This window comes from Qipengyuania vesicularis (genome assembly GCF_019711415.1).
GTDB lineage: Bacteria > Pseudomonadota > Alphaproteobacteria > Sphingomonadales > Sphingomonadaceae > Qipengyuania > Qipengyuania vesicularis.
In genome coordinates this window covers 516,030-533,090 of record NZ_JAIGNJ010000003.1, presented here as the reverse complement: position 1 = coordinate 533,090, position 17,061 = coordinate 516,030, and the positions used below count along the sequence as shown (strand labels likewise).

The following is a 17,061-nucleotide window of genomic DNA, read 5'->3' as shown; positions in this document are numbered from 1 at the left end:
CGGTCAATTGCTTAGAAGCCGCGCCGCCAAGGGCGCGTGATAGGTGAGAATGCCCGAGCAGCCAGCGCGCTTGAAGGCAACGAGCTTCTCCATCAGCAGCGCCTCTCGATCTGCCACCCCGGCCGCGGCCCCGGCCTCGATCAGCGCATATTCGCCGCTAACCTGGTAGGCGAATACAGGCACGCCGAACTGCTGTTTTGCACGCCAAATGACGTCGAGATAGGCGAGCCCCGGCTTTACCATCACGCTGTCGGCACCCTCGGCGATATCCATCGCGATCTCGCGCAGGGCCTCGTCGCCATTGGCCGGGTCCATCTGGTAGCTCTTCTTGTCACCCTTCAGCAGCCCGCCCGACCCCACGGCGTCACGGAAGGGGCCGTAGAAAGCGGAGGCATATTTGGCGGCATAGGCCATGATCTGTGCATTGGGAAAATCGTTCATTTCCAAGGCCATGCGGATCGATCTTACGCGGCCGTCCATCATGTCCGAGGGCGCGATGATGTCTGCGCCCGCCTGCGCCTGGTTCAGTGCCTGGTCGACCAACACCGCCACCGTGTCGTCATTGAGGACATATCCCGTGTCGTCCACCAGACCGTCCTGCCCATGGCTGGTATAGGGATCGAGTGCGACATCGGTAAGGATGCCGAGGTCATTGCCGCATGCATCGCGTACGGCCCTGATCGCCTGGCACATCAGATTGTCGGGGTTGAGCGCCTCGTCACCCTTCTCGCTACGCTTGTCCGCTGGCGTATTGGGGAAGAGCGCGACGCAGGGGATGCCCAGCTCGACCGCTTCCTTCGCGCGCTTGGCAATCCCGTCGACCGACCAGCGCGATACGCCGGGGAGGCTTGCCACGGGTTCCTCGACACCCGTGCCGCTCGTGACGAACAACGGCCAGATCAGGTCGGCAGGCGTCAGCACGGTTTCCCTGTGCAACGCGCGGCTCCAGCCATGCGCCCGTGTACGGCGCAGGCGGGTGGCGGGATAGGATGCGTCACTCATGGGCGCGAGCCTTGCCGCAAAGCTGCGGGCTTAGCAATCGGGCGTTGTCAGCCTACGCGGCGCGGCTTGTCGAGCTTGTCGATCTCGCGTTCCGGTTCCTCGCTCGCGACTTCGGTGGCGGTCGGAGTGAGGTCGGCAAGCGCTGCGCCCTCCTCAACCTGGCGCAGCGTGCCCATGGCGGAGCGGAAGCGTTCGAGATCCGCGCCCGACAATTGCTTGCGCGTGGCGAAGTTCACCGTGGTGGGATTCACATGGCGGCCGCCGCGATACATCTCGTAGTGAAGATGCGGCCCGGTCGACAGGCCGGTCGAGCCGACATAGCCGATGACCTGGCCGCGCCGGACATTCGCACCGCGGTTCACGGCAATGCGGCTCATGTGGCAATACCTTGTGTCATAGCCATTCGAATGGCGGATCTTCACGGCATTGCCGCAGCCCCCCATCCGGCCGGCACCGATGATCTTGCCATCGGTCACCGCGACGATCGGCGTGCCATAGCTCGCGCGGAAGTCGACGCCCGCATGCATCCGGCGATAACCGAGAACGGGGTGGCGGCGCATGCCGTACCGCGAGGTCATCCGGCCCGGGACCGGTGCAACCAGGCCATTTCTCTCCTCGCCAACCCCCTTGGCGTTGAAGAAGTCGCCGTTTTCGCCCCAGCGCATCAGGTCGAGCGAGCCACGCGAGCCGCGATCGAGCCCGGCAAAGAGGAGCTTTCCGGCCTGCCGCTCGCCGGTTGCTGCTCGGCGGTGCGACACGATGATGTCGAAGGTGTCCGACGCGCTGACGTCGCGGCGAAGGTCGAGCTGCGTGCTCAATGCCTTGATGTAATCCTGGACCGCGCTGGCCGGGGCACCTGCGGCACGTGCGGAACGGTAGAGACTGTCACCCACCTTGCCGCGAATACGCAGCGGGGTGTCATCCACCCGGATAACGCGCCGGGTAAGGTCGAGCGGGCCGGTTTCTTCCAGCCGGGAGATTTTCAACTCAAGGTCGAAACGCGCACGAAAGCTCAGTTTCTCGAGCGGTCGCGCGGCCCCGGCTTCAGGGCGGCGACCGAGCGTGATATCGATCTGCGTGCCCGGTTCGAGATCCTCGAGCGGAACAGCGCCCGCGACCAGGTCGGTCACGCGGCCGGCTTCCTCGGCGTTGACCCCGGCGCGGCGCAGGGTGCGCTCCAGACTGTCTCCCCGGCCAAGCGTCGCGAGCATCTGCATCTGCGGGCGCTCAGGAGCTTCGGCAAGGGGCTGGACCAGCGAGGTCGGTCCCATCTTGCGGCCCGTATCCGCTCCGAGCGCGAGCGGCATGATCATGTTGCTGCGGTACTCGCCGCGGATCTCGGCATCGTCCGGCAGCGGGGAAGCCGCCTCAAGCGGAGCAAAGTCCGGCCAGAACGCCAGCGCGACAACCGACAGGCCGACAAAAGTCCCAAGACCGCGGAACCAGCGCTTCGAGCCGATATCGGCGCCGAGGTCGGGAGCGAGATCGAGGGACTCGATACGGGAGAAGAGCCGTTCGCGCAGATTGTCCGGCGAAAGAGACCGCCTGGCATCCGAGGGTATGGCTTTCCCGGCAGCAACCGACGCTTCCGCGTTGCGGTTTACCGAGATCGCGAATTCGAATTGTTCCGGATCAGGGGGCTGGCCCAAGATCTACCCTCCATTGGCGGGATCGGCGCCTTCTGCGCACCGCCTCCGCTGTCAGTTCGACCAATGCGCGGAATTTATGGGAAATCAAAGTAAAGATGACCTTAACCAGCGACGATCCGAGTCTCACCTGCGACGAGGTGAGTGGAAGGCGCGCCGAACGGTTGCACACGGAGGTCCGCGCTGCCACCTAGGCCCGCGTGAACGACGCCTCGCTCCTGGCGGTCCTCGGGCCCACCAACACCGGCAAGACCCATCTCGCGATCGAGCGCATGTGCGCGCATTCGAGCGGAGCGATGGGTTTCCCGCTGCGCCTGCTCGCGCGCGAAGTCTATGATCGGGTGGTCGCCATCAAGGGCGAGAAATCGGTAGCGCTGATTACCGGAGAAGAGCGCATCGAGCCGGAAGGCGCGCGCTTCCTTTGCTGCACGGTCGAGGCCATGCCGCGCAGTGCGAACGAACGCGCCTTTGTCGCGCTCGACGAGGCTCAGCTCGCATCCGATCGCGAGCGGGGCCACATCTTTACCGACCGGTTGCTCAACGCGCGCGGACGTGAGGAGACCATGCTCCTGGGGGCCGCGACCCTCGCCCCGATGGTCAAGGCACTGCTACCCGGCGCAGAGATCACCGAACGCCCGCGCTTCTCCACACTCACTCATATCGGCCCCCGCAAATTGTCACGCCTGCCGCCGCGCAGCGCCATTGTCGCCTTCAGCGCGGAGCAGGTTTACGCGGTTGCCGAGATGCTGCGCCGCTTTCGCGGAGGCGCCGCCGTGGTCATGGGCGCGCTATCACCGGAAACGCGAAACCGGCAGGTCGAATTGTTCCAGAATGGTGAGGTTGACTACATCGTCGCCACCGATGCCATCGGCATGGGGCTCAATCTGGATGTCAATCACGTGGCTTTCGCCGGGCTGACGAAGTTCGACGGCGTTCGCATGAGGCGCCTGCAACCAGCTGAGATGGCCCAGATTGCAGGACGGGCTGGCCGTCATCAACGCGATGGTACTTTCGGCACGCTTGCCGGTGCGGGTGGCAAGATGGGCCCTTCGCCGGAGTTCACCGACGAAGAGATCTACGCGATCGAGGAACATCGCTTCGCGCCGATCACCAAGCTGTTCTGGCGCGAGCCGGAGCCGCGTTTCGACAATCTCGCTACCCTCATCGCCGATCTCGAGCGCCCGCCAGAGCACGAGGCGCTACGTCTTGCTCACGAAGCCATCGACCTGGCGACCCTCAAGCGCCTGTCCGAAGAGCCACTTGCGCAAGATGTGCGTGGACCCGGAATGGTCCGCCGCTTCTGGGAGGCGTGCTCGCTGCCCGATTTCCGCGCGCGTGGTCCGGATGTCCACGCCCGCTTCGTTGCACGGCTGTGGCAGGATCTGCGCGGAGGCTATCTCGGCGCGGATTATGTCGCCGCCCGCATTTCCGAACTCGACAATACCAGCGGGGACATCGATACGCTTCAGGGACGGATTGCCGCTATCCGCAGCTGGTCCTACATTTGCCAGCGGCCCGACTGGGTGCTTGCCCGCGACGAAATGGCGTCACGCGCCCGCGGTGTGGAAGCCAAGCTGTCGGACGCGCTCCACGCGCGGCTGACAGAAAGATTTGTGAACCGAAGGACTGCTATCTTGATGAAATCGCTGGGACAGGACGCCTCCATGCTCCCGATCACCCTGTCGGAAGACGGCACGCTGCTGGTCGAGGACGAGGCGCTGGGCAAGGTCGAGGGGTTCCGCTTCGAAGTCGACCCTGCAGCCAACCACGCGGACCGCAAGATGCTGCTGGCTGCAGCCGAGAAGGCGCTGCCGCGCATATTGGGCGAGAAAGCGGAAACGCTGGCCGCTTCGGATTTGGCTGGCGTCGAGCTGTCGCGCGGTGCCATTCGCTGGAAGGGACAGCTGCTCGCCAAGCTCACCCCCCGTGACGGCGAGGTCAAGCCGGCGCTGGAGGCTTCGCGTGAAGTTGCAGCCTTGCCCGACAACGCTCGGAAATCCTTGCTTGATTCACTCGATTCTTGGCTCGACAAACGGCTCGAGCCGCTCGAGCCGCTGCGTAAGATGCATATAGCCTCCGCCAATCCCGATGCGGGCAGCCAGGTGCGGGCCCTGCTGCTCAATCTCATCGCAGGCCATGGCTTCGTGACTCGCGAGAAGGCGGGGATCGAGCACCTGCCCAAGGATATGCGGCCTTTCCTGCGCAAAATTGGCGTCACCTTTGGTGCGCTCGACATCTTCGCGCCGATGTTGCTCAAGCCTGCCCCGCGGCAGTTGCTGAGCGAGCTGGGGGTCGACCGCCGACCATTGCAGGAGGCCATGCTACCCGTCATTCCCGACGCGAAGAAACTGCCCGCCGGCTATCGCCATGCCGGCTCGCAGGCCATCCGCCTCGACCTGGCGGAGAAGATCTTCCGCGCTGCGCATGAGGCCCGCACCAAGGCGGACAAGCAGCGCAGATTCCGCCTCGATCTCGCGCTACCGATATCCATCGGGCTGGAAGAGAAGAATGCCGAGCGCCTGCTTGGGCAGGCGGGTTTCCGCGTCCAGCGCGCACGACCCCTCGCAGAAGGTGCATTCGGCCCGCCCCGTCCCGATAGCTGGGAATGGCGTCCCTCGCGTCGCAAGCAGCAGCGCCAGAAACCGGCCCGCGAGCAGGCCCCGCGCGAAGGCAGTGCCTTTGCCGGGCTCGCCGACCTGATGAAGCAGGGCTGAGCTTGCGGATCGATCGCCTGCTCTGCTTCTTGCGCTTCGTGCGCACGCGGAGCGCGGCACGCAAGCTTGTCGATGAGGGGCACATCCGCCTCAATGGCGAACGCGTGCTGCGCGCCAGCCGCGACATTTCGGCGGGCGACGTCCTGACCTTGCCGCTCGGCAAATCGGTTCACCTCGTCGAGGTCCTCGCCTTGCCTGAGCGGCGCGGACCACCACGCGAGGCGCAAGAATGTTATCGGGAACTTGACCCCGGCGCATGATTGGCCATAGCAGCGCAGAACCACGTATCACTCAGGGGAAACACGCCCAATGACCTATGTCGTCACCGACGCCTGCATCAAATGCAAATACACCGACTGCGTCGAGGTCTGCCCGGTCGATTGCTTCTATGAAGGCGAGAACATGCTCGTCATCAACCCGAGCGAATGCATCGATTGCGGTGTGTGCGAACCCGAATGCCCGGCGGAAGCGATCCTGCCGGATACCGAAGACAACCTTGAGAAATGGCTCGAACTGAATACCAAGTTCAGCGCCGAATGGCCCAACATCACGAGCCAGAAGCAGCCGCCCGCCGACGCAGACGAGCACAAGGGCGAAGTGGGCAAGTTCGAGAAATACTTCTCGGCCGAGCCCGGCGAAGGAGACTAGGCACTGCGCCAGAGGCGCTGTTCGATCGTGACTTTCAGCATTCGGTAACGCTGACTGGCGCTCGAAAGCGTCAGAGACTCGCAATATTCCGCCATGTGTGCTATATAATGCAACAACTGCACCGGTTGTGGCCGGGCAGATGTGAGAATTGAAAGGTCCGCACCACCCGCAACGCCCGTTTGAAAAACCACCGCGTGTCGCATCCCGGCTCGCGGATAGGGATTTCTGCGACGTTGCATCCCCCGCGCGGCCCTGACGAAAGGATTGATGCATGGCGAGCAAGGCAGACGCCTTCGACGTTGGCGATTACGTTGTTTACCCCAAGCACGGCGTTGGCCGTGTGATCGAGCTCCAGAGCGAGGAAATCGCCGGAATGCAGCTCGATCTCTATGTTCTCCGGTTTGAAAAAGAGCGCATGACGCTGCGCGTTCCGGTCAACAAGGTTGAATCCATCGGCATGCGCAAGCTTTCGAGCGACAAGAAGCTCAAGGAAGCGATGGAAACGCTGAAGGGCAAGCCCAAGGTCAAGCGTACCATGTGGTCGCGCCGCGCCCAAGAATACGAGGCCAAGATCAATTCGGGCGAGATCGTCCTGATCGCCGAAGTGACGCGCGACCTGTTCCGCCCGGACGACCAGCCTGAGCAGAGCTATTCGGAGCGTCAGATTTTCGAAGCGGCTTCCAGTCGCCTCGCCCGCGAACTCGCGGCGATGGAAAAGACCGACGAGCCGACCGCGCTCGAGAAGATCCTCGACGTGCTGCGCGAGCACGCTCCGCAGTACTACAACAACGAGGAAGAAGACGCCTGATCGACAGGTAGTTCGATCCGGTCGACGAAGGGGCCGCTCCGCAAGGGGCGGCCTTTTTCTATGGGTTGAACTTGGTCCTTCGCTGTATTATATCGCCAATACGGTCCATACGGACGCCAGGCGACGATACGGAGAAGGAACCTCAGACATGATCCACAAGCTTTTGAAAGGGCTGGCCCCGGTTGCCGCGCTCGCCGCTGGCGCCCTGCTGACGGGCTGCAATGTCGATGTGCAGATCGGCGATGGGAAGGGCGTTCCCCTCGCCGAACTCGACCGGGGTGGCGATGCGCCGACCGAGATCGTCCTCGCAGGCCCCGATATCGTCGTGGTGAATCGCGGAGACACCTTCGATATCGACGTATCTGGTGACGAGCGTGCGGTGGATGCCCTGCGCTTTCACCGCGACAATGAGACACTGGCCATCTCGCGCGACAGCGAAAGCAGGAGCAACATCGGTATTGCGACGGTTCGCGTGACTATCCCCAGCCTCACGGCAATGGTGATGGCTGGCTCAGGTACGATCGAAGCCGACCAGATGAATGGCAAGGCCGAGATCACGATTGCCGGTTCGGGAACGGTGAAGGTCGAGGAGATGGCAACCGACTCGCTGGAGGTTACCATCGCCGGTTCGGGCGATTTCGAGGCGGCAGGTACTGCTACCGACATGGAATTGACGGTGGCAGGCGCGGGATCGGCCAAGATGGCTGACCTCAAGGTCGACACGGCCGAAGTAACGGTCGTCGGGTCGGGTGACGCAGAATTCGCGTCTGATGGCAATGTCGAAGCGAATTTCGTCGGGTCGGGCGATGTGACCGTCATCGGAAGTGCGACCTGCACCGTGAGCGCGATCGGATCCGGCGAGCTGCGCTGCAAGAACGTGACCGAAAAGGAAGCCGAAACGGCCAGCTGATTAATCCAATGCTCACTCCATCGGGGCTAGGCACGCATCGGAAGGAATTTCGATGCGCCGCCTGGCCCTCTTTTTTGCCCCCGCCAGCGCCCTGTTGCTGGGAGGATGCCTCAATACCGTCGCCGATGTCGTGACGGCACCGGTTAAGGTAGCCGCGAAGGGCGTCGATCTTGCCACCACCAGCCAGTCCGAAGCCGACGAGAAGCGCGGCAGGGAACTGCGCAAGCGCGAAGAGCGTCTCGGCAAGCTCGAGCGCGAGTATGAGAAGCAGCTCGACGAATGCAACGAGGGTGATCGGCGCGCGTGCGACGAGGCCACGCAGACCTATGCCGAGATACAGCAGATACTTCCGACCATACCGGTCGAGCCAGACAAGGACTAATCGGGCGGCGTGGCCGCCCTGCGCAGGCGGTCATTGATAGCCTTCCCGATGCCTTCGTCGGGAATCGGCGCCACGGCGACGCGAGGCCTGTCCGATGCGGCAGCGAGGTGCAGGCAAGCGTAGAGCCGCGAGGCCGCCTCCCCCAGATCGCCCGTTGACGACAGCGAGCAATCGCCTGAGACCTCTCCGAATCCGATGTAGAACTCGTCTTCTACCGCCTTGATGACTTCGAGGCGGACGGGCTTGCCCGGCGCATAGTGGCTGGCGAGCTGTCCGGGTGCTTCGATCCCGCGATTGGCAGCACGCGATGCGATGGCGATGGGGCCAGGTCGCAATTGTTCGACCTCGCCAGTGGCGCGTACAGCAACGATGGTGGATTCGAGGCCTGCATCGCAGTTGCCTCCATCAATTACGGCGTCGATCCGCCCCTCGAGCGAGGCCAGCACATGGGCGGCGCTCGTGGGGCTGATAAACCCGCTGCGATTGGCTGACGGTGCTGCGAGGGGAACGCCCGATTTAGCAAGGATTTCCTGCATTATCGGGTGGTTGGGCATACGAAGCGCAACGGTTTCGAGCCCCGCGGTGACGGCCGAAGCGAGGCTGGCGTCGCGGCGGCGCGGCAGGACCAGGGTGAGCGGCCCCGGCCAGTGTGCTGCCGCCAATGCTTCCGCCTCGGGCGAGAACTCGGCAATCCTTCTTGCCTCTTCGACAGAGGCCACATGGACGATCAGGGGGTTGAAGCTCGGCCGACCCTTCGCCTCATAGATGCGCGCCACCGCCGCATCGCTGTCGGCACGCGCCGCGAGGCCGTAAACGGTCTCGGTCGGAACGGCGACCAGCCCGCCATCGCGCAGCAATTCTGCGGCGCGCGCAATGCCACCTTCGTTCGCCTGGAGCGTTTCCGTAGCGTATTTGCCGCTCATGCCCGCGCGCTATATCTGCGTCCTGTGCAAAGCCAAGAGGATTAGACGTGACCTATACCCCCGCCACGCAGGACCAGTTGCTCGCCATCCGGGTAAATGCCGGGATCGAGGAGCTTGCGCAGTCGGAAAAATTCGCCGCTGCCGAAGCCGACATGGTCGAAGCGATCGTCGCGGGTGTTGGCCAGTTTGCCGCGGGGGAATTTGCACCGCTCAACCGCGTGGGTGACCTCGAAGGTGCCAGGCTGGAAAATGGCGTCGTCCGCCTGCCTGATGGATATGCCGAGGCCTATGCTGAGTATGTCGAGCAGGGTTGGAACGCGATCGCCTCGCCTGAGGAATTCGGCGGCCAAGGCCTGCCCTTCATCCTCGCCTGCAACGTGCTGGAGAATCTCGGCACGGCGAACATGGCCTTCAACCTTCTGCCCATGCTGAGCGTTGGCGCGATCGAAGCGCTGGAGCACCACGGGTCGGAGGAATTGCAGCAAAAGTACTTGCCGGACCTCGTCAGCGGCAGGTGGTCGGGCACGATGAACCTGACCGAGCCGCAGGCTGGGTCCGACGTCGGTGCGCTGCGCACGACTGCGAAGCCGATTGCCGAGGGCGAACACACAGGCAAGTTCCTGATCAATGGCCAGAAGATCTACATCACCTGGGGCGAACATGAGCTGGCGGAGAATATCATCCACTTGGTCCTCGCCCGCCTGCCGGATGCGCCCGAGGGCAGCCGCGGCATCTCGCTCTTCACCGTGCCGAAATACCATGTGAAGCCCGATGGTTCGCTAGGATCGCGAAACGACCTGCGCTGCGTCAGCCTAGAGCACAAGCTCGGCATCAACGCCTCGCCGACTTGCGTCATGAGCTACGGCGACAATGACGAGTGCATTGGCGAGCTGGTCGGCGCGGAGAACCGCGGCCTCGCGGCCATGTTCACGATGATGAACAACGCGCGGATCAACGTCGGCAACCAGGGCGTACAGATTGGCGAACGCGCGACACAGCAGGCGATCGGCTATGCAAAGGAGCGCGTTCAATCCGCCCGCGCAGGTTCACCAGACAAGTCTCCTGTGGCGATCATCGAGCATCCTGACGTGCGGCGCATGTTGCTGCGCATGAAGGCGCTGACCGAAGGCGCGCGCGCCCTTCTCTACTATACTGCAGGGCAGGTCGATCGCGGCGTCCTGGGAGATGCAGCAGCAGCAGCGCGCGGCGAGGTGCTTACCCCGCTCATCAAAGCCTGGGGGACCGATATCGGCATCGAGGTGGCCAGCCTTGGCGTTCAAGTCCATGGCGGCATGGGCTTTATCGAGGAAACCGGCGCAGCGCAGCACTGGCGCGATTCACGCATCGCACCAATCTACGAGGGAACCAACGGCATCCAAGCCGCCGACCTCGTGACCCGCAAGCTCGGCCTCGACGGGGGCGAGGCGCTGGTCGGACTGATCCGTGATATCGCAAAGGACTCCGTCGGAGAATCCGCGCTGGCTGACCTCGCTGGCGACTGCGCGGCGGTAGCGGAATGGATGCGCGAAGAAGCAAGCCTCGATGATCGCCTTGCGGGAAGCGTGCCCTTCTGCACCATGCTGGCCGTGGCAACGGCGGGGTGGCAGCTTTTGCGCCAGCTCCGCGCTGTCGAGGCGGGGGCGTCTCCAGCGTTGGCAGCAGCCAAGGCAGCGAGCGCTCGCTTCTTCCTCGATCGCATCGTGCCCGAAGCCGCCGGCCTGAAAGCGGCTGCAATTGCCGGAGCACAGCCGCTCTACGACATCTCTTCCGAAGCCCTGGCCGGCTAGTTGGCGGTTACCTCGCGGGCGTAATCGTCCTCGCCAAAGGTCGCATTCTGGCCGCGCAATTCGCGCTGCGGCGGTAGGCGCCTTCCGGCAATCCGCTCGATTGCACCCTGCGGCGAGGCATCGGTGCCCTTGACGCGCCAGATGATCCCGGCGGTATCGTCGCTTACCAGCAGCGAGCCGTCGGCTGCCCATTCGACCCAGGTCGGACGACCGCGCGTGTCTCCATCATCCTTCAGGAAGCCGGTAAGCACCGGTATCGGCTTGCCTTGGGGATTGCCGCGCTCGTCGAAGGCGACATAGACCACGTCGTATCCCGAAGGCGGCTTGCGGTTCCACGACCCATGCCGGGCAATGAAGGCGCCGCTGGAGAATTCCTCACCCATGACCGCACCTTCCCTGCTGAAAACGAGGCCCAGTGCCGCGACATGCGGGCCAAGTGCATACTCCGGACGCCGGACGTAGCTGATGTAATCCGGAACCGGAGCCTTGACACGGCGGTCGTAATTGTCGCCCCAATAGACCCAGGGCCAGCCGTAATGCGCGCCCACCGGGACATTGGTCATGTAGTCCGGGACGAGGTCGCTGCCGAGCATGTCGCGCTCGTTGACGGTGGTCCAGAGCTCGCCCGACCAGGGATTGATGTCGAGGCCGTTCGCATTGCGCAGCCCCCCGGCGAACTGGCGTCGCGAGCCGGAGGAAAGGTCGATTTCCCAGATGAGCGCCCGACCCTCTTCCGCTTCCATCCCCTTGTCGCCGATGTTGGTATCGGAACCGACGGCGACATAGAGGCGGTTGCCATCGGGATGAAGCTCAAGATTGCGCATCCAGTGGCCGCCACCACCTGCGAGGTCGGTGACCTTGCTGGGTTCTCCCGTGATCAACTCGCCGCCCAATTGATATGGGAAAGCAAGCACTTCGTCGTGATTCGCGATATAAAGTGTGTCGTTACCCCAGGCGATGCCCGAGGGTGAATCGAGGCCGTCGACAAGCACTTTGCGCGTTTCTGCAGCGCCATCACCGTCCTCATCGCGAAGAAGCACGATCTGGTTGGGAGATGGGCCGTTTGCCCCTGCCTTGGTCATGAGCTTGTTGGCGATCCAGCCCATGATGCCGCCACCCTCTTGGTTCGGAGAGCGGGTGAGCGAAACAAGGATGTCACCATTCGGAAGCGCATAGAGCGTCCGCGGGTGATCGAGGCCGGTCGCAAATCGATTTACCTCAAGACCTTCGGCCGCGATCGGTGCTTCGTCGTCTGCCCAGCCGACCGGATCGGCAATGGCCACGGTCGGGAAGGTCTCCGCATCGGGGTCTTCGAGGGTCGGATCGGTGCCCGATACCTCGTCCACCCCCAACGTCGCGGTATCCCCGCGGCTGACGACGAAGAAGGCAATCGCAAGCAGGGCGATCACGACGAGAAGGGCGATGCCCAGCTTCTTGAGAATGCTCATGACGACAGCGATAGGCCAGCGCCTTCCGGGCTGCAACGCTCTTGCACTTGGGCGGCGGCAGACTAGATCGCTTGCCATGTATGATTTTCGACCCGCAGCCGATTGCCCGAAGCCAGAAGCCTATCGGCAGCTGCTTGAAGCGGCCGAGGCTCTCACCGCCGGTGAGGCTGACGGCGTCGCGAATATGGCAAACATCGCCGCCCTGCTGTGGGAGTTCCTCCCCGACATGAATTGGGCGGGATTCTACCGCATGGTCGATGGGGAGCTTGTGCTCGGCCCCTTCGTCGGACGACCTGCCTGTATCCGCATCCCGCTCGGCAAAGGCGTTTGCGGTGTGGCGGCAGCCGAAGCGACGACGCAGCTGGTCGCCGACGTCCATGCATTCCCCGGCCACATCGCCTGCGATGCAGTGACCAACTCCGAACTGGTCGTCCCGGTCATTCGCAATGGCGAGGTCGTGGCGGTCATCGATCTCGACAGCCCCTCCAAGGCGCGCTTCGACGAGGAAGATCGCGCCGGAATAGAACGGCTTGCGGAGCTTATCTCCGAGCGTATCTAAAGGTCAGATGTCGCCGCCTGTCAGCCGCTGGCAAATGAGGTCGAGCTGGTCGAGCGTACGATAGCCGATAGTCACCGTGCCATTGCCCGGGGCGCCTTCAGTCTTGATCTTCACGGGAAGGCCGAGGAATTCTTCGAGATGACCCTGAACTGCCGCAATGTCGGCGTCACTCGTTGCATCACCGACTGGCTTTTGGCTTGGCGCCTTCGCCTTCTTCGGAGCGCCCCCGCGGGCCAACTTCTCCACCTCGCGGACGGACAGATTGTCGTTCACGGCTCGCCGCGCGATGTCCGTGGCGTCATCGTTCCCGATTAAGGGGCGAGCATGGCCCATAGTGAGCTTGCCTTCCGCAAGGAAATCAAGGACTTCCTGCGGTAGTGCGAGAAGGCGCTGGAAGTTCGCCACATGGCTACGCGACTTGTCGACCAGCTTGGCGATATCGGCCTGGGTCATGCCTTCGTCATCCGAAAGCTTCTGGTAAGCGCGCGCTTCTTCCAGCGGGTTAAGATCCTCGCGCTGGAGGTTTTCGATCAGCGCAAGAGCCATGATCTCGCGTTGCTCGAGGTCGCGCACGATCGCGGGTATGGCATGCAAGCGAGCGCGCTGCGCGGCACGCCACCGGCGTTCGCCGGCAACGAGCTGGTATCGCCCATCGCCCCTCGCGGTGACAATAACGGGCTGGATAACCCCGCGCTGGGCGATCGACGCGGCGAGCTGGTCGAGCGCCTCGTCATCGAAGCGCGTACGCGGCTGACCGGGGAGCGGAGAAATGTCCGCGACGGGGATGTCAGCGAGGCCATCCTTCGCGACAGCTCCGGGTTCGCCTTCCGCCTTGTTTTCACTGGCATTTTCCCGAACCAGCGGCTCCTCGCGCTGGATCTCTCCCATCAGCGCACCGAGGCCGCGGCCGAGCTTCTTCTTGCGGTCGATAGCGGTACTCATGCGGCTTTCCTCTTTTCGGGCAGACGTCCGATCAGCTCGCGAGCGAGACCGATATAGGCACGGCTGCCGGGACAATTGTGGTCGTAGATCAGCGCGGGCATCCCGTGGCTCGGCGCTTCCGACAGGCGGACATTGCGCGGAATGACGTTCTCGAAGACGAGATTCCCAAGGCATTCGCGCACGTCGTCGGCGACCTGGTCGGTCAGGCGGTTGCGCCGGTCGAACATTGTGAGCGCAATGCCCACTATGCCGAGATCGGGGTTGAAGCGCTGCTGGATGCGTTCGACGGTCTGGAGAAGCTGGCTCAGCCCTTCGAGCGCGAAGAATTCACACTGGAGCGGGACCATCAAGGTATCCGCCGCGCCCAATGCATTGAGCGTCAACAGGCCCAGCGAAGGTGGGCAATCGATGAAAGCGATGTCATAGCCACTGAAACCGGGCTGCGGCGCGTCGAGTGCGCGCTGGAGGCGGTGCGTGCGATCCTCGACCGATACGAGCTCGACCTCGGCGCCCGACAGGTCCTGAGTGGCAGGCACGATATCGAGCCCGGGAATTTCAGTGCTTTGCGCGACTTGGGCGAGTGTCGCTTCGCCAACGAGCAGATCGTAGCTGGTGAGTTCGCGAGCAGAATTCTCAATGCCAAGCCCCGTGGAGGCATTGCCCTGCGGATCCATGTCGATCAGCAGCGTTTTCCAACCGGAGGCCGCCATCGCGGTGGCGATATTGATTGCGGTCGTAGTCTTACCCACCCCGCCCTTCTGGTTTGCGATCGCGATAGTGATCATTTTTTCGTCCCTATCTTGCCCTTGCCGATGACGATCCCGGCCTCATCGTCCGTCAAGGATTGTTCCACGTGGAACATCTTGCGCATATTGCGCGGCAGCTCCTCGACTTCTTGCGCAGCCGAACGCCCCTTGGGCAACACCCAATATGTGGTGGCTGTGGAGAAGCGTGCGGATAAATTGAGGAGCTTCGGCAGCGGAGCGAACGCCCGAGCTGAGATTACCGCGGCTTTTCGCGTATCGACGAGCTCGAGGCGTTTTCCCTCGATTTCGCAATTGGGAAGATCGAGTTGCTCGGTCATAGCCGCCAGCCAGTCGATCCGGCGGCGGCGCGATTCGACGAGTACGGTCGATTCGTCCGGGCGCAGGATGGCCAGGACGAGGCCCGGGAAACCGGCCCCGCTCCCGAGATCGAACCAAGGCCCAGATGTTTCACGTGGAACATGGGCGATCAGCTGGGCTGAATCGGCAAAGTGTCGCACCCAAACCTCGTCCATCGACGCCTTTGAGACGAGGTTCTGGCGATCATTCTCTACCCGCAGAGCTGCTGCCAGCATCTCCAGCTTATCGATAGCGGCGGCCCCGGCCCACTCACTTATGCTGGCGCGCGCTTGCGCCTCATCGCCGATCATGCCGCTTTCTCCTCCAGCCGGCGCGCGTGGACAAGAAGCGCAGCAAGGGCAGCAGGCGTAATGCCCGGAACGCGGCCTGCAGCCGAGAGCGTTTCCGGTTGTGCCTTGCTCAGGCGCTCGACCATCTCGTTCGACAAGCCGGGCACGGCGCCATAGGGGAAGTCATGCGGCAGACGAAGCTTCTCGCCTGCCTTGAGATCTCGCAATTCGGCTTCCTGACGAGCAAGATAGGGCTCGTAGATCGTATCTTCCACCATTTCGACCGTGAGCGAGTCCTGCGCATCTAGCCCACCGACTATCCGTGAGAGGTCATCGATCGAGATCTGCCCGCCGCGCAGCCAGTCGCGCAGGCGCTGGGAGCCGCGATCGACCTTTGCGCTGACGCCACCTTCGATCAACCTGTTGGCGTGCACTTCTTCATCGAGCTGGTTGTCGATGACCGATCGCCGCGCCTCCCTGGTGGCAAACCAGGTGGCACGCTCCTCCCCGACCAGCCCCGCTTCGATCCCAAGACCGGTAAGGCGCGTATCAGCGTTCGCCGCCCGGAGGCGGAGGCGATACTCCGCTCGAGCCGTCAGCATGCGATAGGGCTCGCTCACACCCTGCAATGTCAGATCATCGACCATGACGGCGATATATGAATTGGAGCGATCAAGCCCGACCGGATTTCGGCCCAAGACCTTGGCGGCGGCATTCAGTCCCGCAACCAGCCCTTGAGCAGCGGCCTCCTCATAGCCCGTCGTGCCATTGATTTGACCGGCACAGTAGAGGCCCGGGATCGCGCGAAGCTCAAGGTTCGCCCGCAGGGCACGGGGATCGATGTGGTCGTACTCCACGGCATAGCCAGGGACCTCCATCTCGACGCGCTCCAGCCCTTTCATCGCGCGCAGCATCGCTAGCTGGACATCGGTGGGGAGCGATGTGCTGATGCCGTTGGGGTAGACAAGATGGGTCGACAGGCCCTCGGGCTCGAGGAAGACCTGGTGCCCTTCGCGATCACCGAAGCGATGGATCTTGTCTTCAATCGAGGGACAATATCGCGGTCCTGCAGCGCCGATGGCCCCGGAGAAGAGCGGCGACCGGTCAAGATTGGCGCGGATGATGTCATGCGCTGCGCGATTGGTGCGTGTGATCGCACAGAACACCTGGGAGTTCTCGCGCCCAGATGAGAGCGAGGACATGGTCCAATCCTCACCGTCTGAAGGCTGCTCCTCCAACGAAGCCCAGTCGATTGTCCGCCCATCAAGGCGCGGCGGCGTGCCCGTCTTGAGGCGCGCCATTGGCAAGTCAGCCTCCCGCAACTGCGCCGCCAGGACACGGGCGACATCCTCGCCGATGCGACCTCCCTCCAGACGCTCCTCTCCGCGGAACAGAGTGCCGCCGAGAAACGTCCCCGTACACAGGACGACAGCGGCTGCTCGCAACTCCTTGCCGTCGGCAAGCGCGATCCCGCGCACCTCCCCGCTCTCCAGGCGAAGCGAAGCGGCCTCCCCCTTGATCAAGGTTAGGTTCGCCTGGCGCTTGACCATGCCTTGGACAGCTGCACGAAAGAGTGTTCGATCCGCCTGGACCCGTGGGCCCCAAACGGCGCTGCCTTTCGAACGGTTGAGCATGCGGTAGTGAATTGCTCCAGCATCGGCGGCACGGCCTATCACCCCGTCAAGCGCGTCGACTTCACGCACCAGGTGGCCCTTGCCCAGACCGCCAATCGCGGGATTGCAGCTCATGGCACCGATCTTTGATAGGTCGAAACTGACGAGAGCGGTCCTCGCCCCCATCCGCGCAGCTGCACAAGCCGCCTCGACGCCGGCATGTCCGCCGCCGACAATTACGATGTCGAAATCCTGCATGGCCGCGCCGATACCGCAAACCGGCGCG

Annotated in this window: 16 protein-coding genes; 8 read left to right on the top strand and 8 right to left on the bottom strand. The window is 63.3% G+C overall.

What is annotated here, in order from left to right; genetic code table 11:
* Positions 1-3: 3 nt before the first annotated feature.
* A complete protein-coding gene (gene hemB / locus K3146_RS11460) occupies positions 4-1,002 on the bottom strand; it encodes a porphobilinogen synthase (RefSeq protein WP_221546410.1) in 999 nt (332 codons plus the stop codon).
* A 47-nt stretch (positions 1,003-1,049) separates the two neighbouring features.
* Positions 1,050-2,651: a M23 family metallopeptidase gene (locus K3146_RS11455; RefSeq protein ID WP_247711203.1), complete on the bottom strand. Its 1,602-nt coding sequence runs from the start codon at positions 2,649-2,651 to the stop codon at positions 1,050-1,052.
* A 197-nt stretch (positions 2,652-2,848) separates the two neighbouring features.
* Between K3146_RS11455 and K3146_RS11450 the strand changes: the two genes are divergently transcribed.
* From K3146_RS11450 to K3146_RS11425, 6 genes are all read left to right on the top strand, one after another.
* Positions 2,849-5,362: a helicase-related protein gene (locus K3146_RS11450; protein ID WP_221546409.1), complete on the top strand. Its 2,514-nt coding sequence runs from the start codon at positions 2,849-2,851 to the stop codon at positions 5,360-5,362.
* A gap of 2 nt (positions 5,363-5,364) precedes the next feature.
* Positions 5,365-5,622: an RNA-binding S4 domain-containing protein gene (locus K3146_RS11445; protein ID WP_221546408.1), complete on the top strand. Its 258-nt coding sequence runs from the start codon at positions 5,365-5,367 to the stop codon at positions 5,620-5,622.
* Positions 5,623-5,671: 49 nt separating this feature from the next.
* Positions 5,672-6,010 (top strand): ferredoxin FdxA, encoded by a 339-nt coding sequence (fdxA, locus tag K3146_RS11440; protein WP_221546407.1) that lies wholly within the window; start codon positions 5,672-5,674, stop codon positions 6,008-6,010.
* A 271-nt stretch (positions 6,011-6,281) separates the two neighbouring features.
* The gene (locus K3146_RS11435; RefSeq protein WP_221546406.1) at positions 6,282-6,818 is read left to right on the top strand and encodes a CarD family transcriptional regulator; all 537 of its coding nucleotides are present in this window, start codon (positions 6,282-6,284) and stop codon (positions 6,816-6,818) included.
* A gap of 148 nt (positions 6,819-6,966) precedes the next feature.
* Entirely contained in the window at positions 6,967-7,728 is a 762-nt protein-coding gene (locus K3146_RS11430; protein WP_221546405.1) for a head GIN domain-containing protein, read from the top strand.
* A 52-nt stretch (positions 7,729-7,780) separates the two neighbouring features.
* A complete protein-coding gene (locus K3146_RS11425; protein WP_221546404.1) occupies positions 7,781-8,110 on the top strand; it encodes a hypothetical protein in 330 nt (109 codons plus the stop codon).
* On the opposite strand, the gene K3146_RS11420 is transcribed toward K3146_RS11425, so the two are convergent.
* Positions 8,107-9,033 (bottom strand): L-threonylcarbamoyladenylate synthase, encoded by a 927-nt coding sequence (locus K3146_RS11420; RefSeq protein ID WP_221546403.1) that lies wholly within the window; start codon positions 9,031-9,033, stop codon positions 8,107-8,109. The genes K3146_RS11425 and K3146_RS11420 overlap by 4 nt on opposite strands.
* Before the next feature lie 47 nt (positions 9,034-9,080).
* On the opposite strand from K3146_RS11420, the gene K3146_RS11415 reads away from it, so the two are divergent.
* Positions 9,081-10,820 carry an acyl-CoA dehydrogenase family protein gene (locus K3146_RS11415; protein ID WP_221546402.1) on the top strand — a complete coding sequence of 580 codons (1,740 nt, stop codon included), beginning with the start codon at positions 9,081-9,083 and terminating at the stop codon, positions 10,818-10,820.
* Here K3146_RS11415 and K3146_RS11410 read toward each other — a convergent pair.
* Positions 10,817-12,268 carry a PQQ-dependent sugar dehydrogenase gene (locus tag K3146_RS11410; RefSeq protein ID WP_221546401.1) on the bottom strand — a complete coding sequence of 484 codons (1,452 nt, stop codon included), beginning with the start codon at positions 12,266-12,268 and terminating at the stop codon, positions 10,817-10,819. The two genes, K3146_RS11415 and K3146_RS11410, sit on opposite strands and share 4 nt — an antisense overlap.
* Positions 12,269-12,344: 76 nt before the next feature.
* On the opposite strand from K3146_RS11410, the gene K3146_RS11405 reads away from it, so the two are divergent.
* Positions 12,345-12,827: a GAF domain-containing protein gene (locus K3146_RS11405; protein ID WP_221546524.1), complete on the top strand. Its 483-nt coding sequence runs from the start codon at positions 12,345-12,347 to the stop codon at positions 12,825-12,827.
* Positions 12,828-12,830: 3 nt separating this feature from the next.
* On the opposite strand, the gene K3146_RS11400 is transcribed toward K3146_RS11405, so the two are convergent.
* Genes K3146_RS11400 through mnmG form a run of 4 tightly spaced genes read right to left on the bottom strand, consistent with a single transcriptional unit; the run spans position 12,831 to position 17,033 of the window.
* Complete coding sequence (locus K3146_RS11400; RefSeq protein ID WP_221546400.1) at positions 12,831-13,769, bottom strand: ParB/RepB/Spo0J family partition protein; 939 nt, start codon at positions 13,767-13,769, stop codon at positions 12,831-12,833.
* Positions 13,766-14,554 (bottom strand): ParA family protein, encoded by a 789-nt coding sequence (locus K3146_RS11395; protein WP_221546399.1) that lies wholly within the window; start codon positions 14,552-14,554, stop codon positions 13,766-13,768. Before K3146_RS11395 ends, K3146_RS11400 begins: the two co-directional genes overlap by 4 nt.
* Positions 14,551-15,183: a 16S rRNA (guanine(527)-N(7))-methyltransferase RsmG gene (rsmG, locus tag K3146_RS11390; protein ID WP_221546398.1), complete on the bottom strand. Its 633-nt coding sequence runs from the start codon at positions 15,181-15,183 to the stop codon at positions 14,551-14,553. The genes K3146_RS11395 and rsmG overlap by 4 nt, the downstream gene beginning before the upstream one ends.
* Positions 15,180-17,033 carry a tRNA uridine-5-carboxymethylaminomethyl(34) synthesis enzyme MnmG gene (mnmG, locus tag K3146_RS11385; protein ID WP_221546397.1) on the bottom strand — a complete coding sequence of 618 codons (1,854 nt, stop codon included), beginning with the start codon at positions 17,031-17,033 and terminating at the stop codon, positions 15,180-15,182. Before mnmG ends, rsmG begins: the two co-directional genes overlap by 4 nt.
* Positions 17,034-17,061 lie beyond the last annotated feature (28 nt).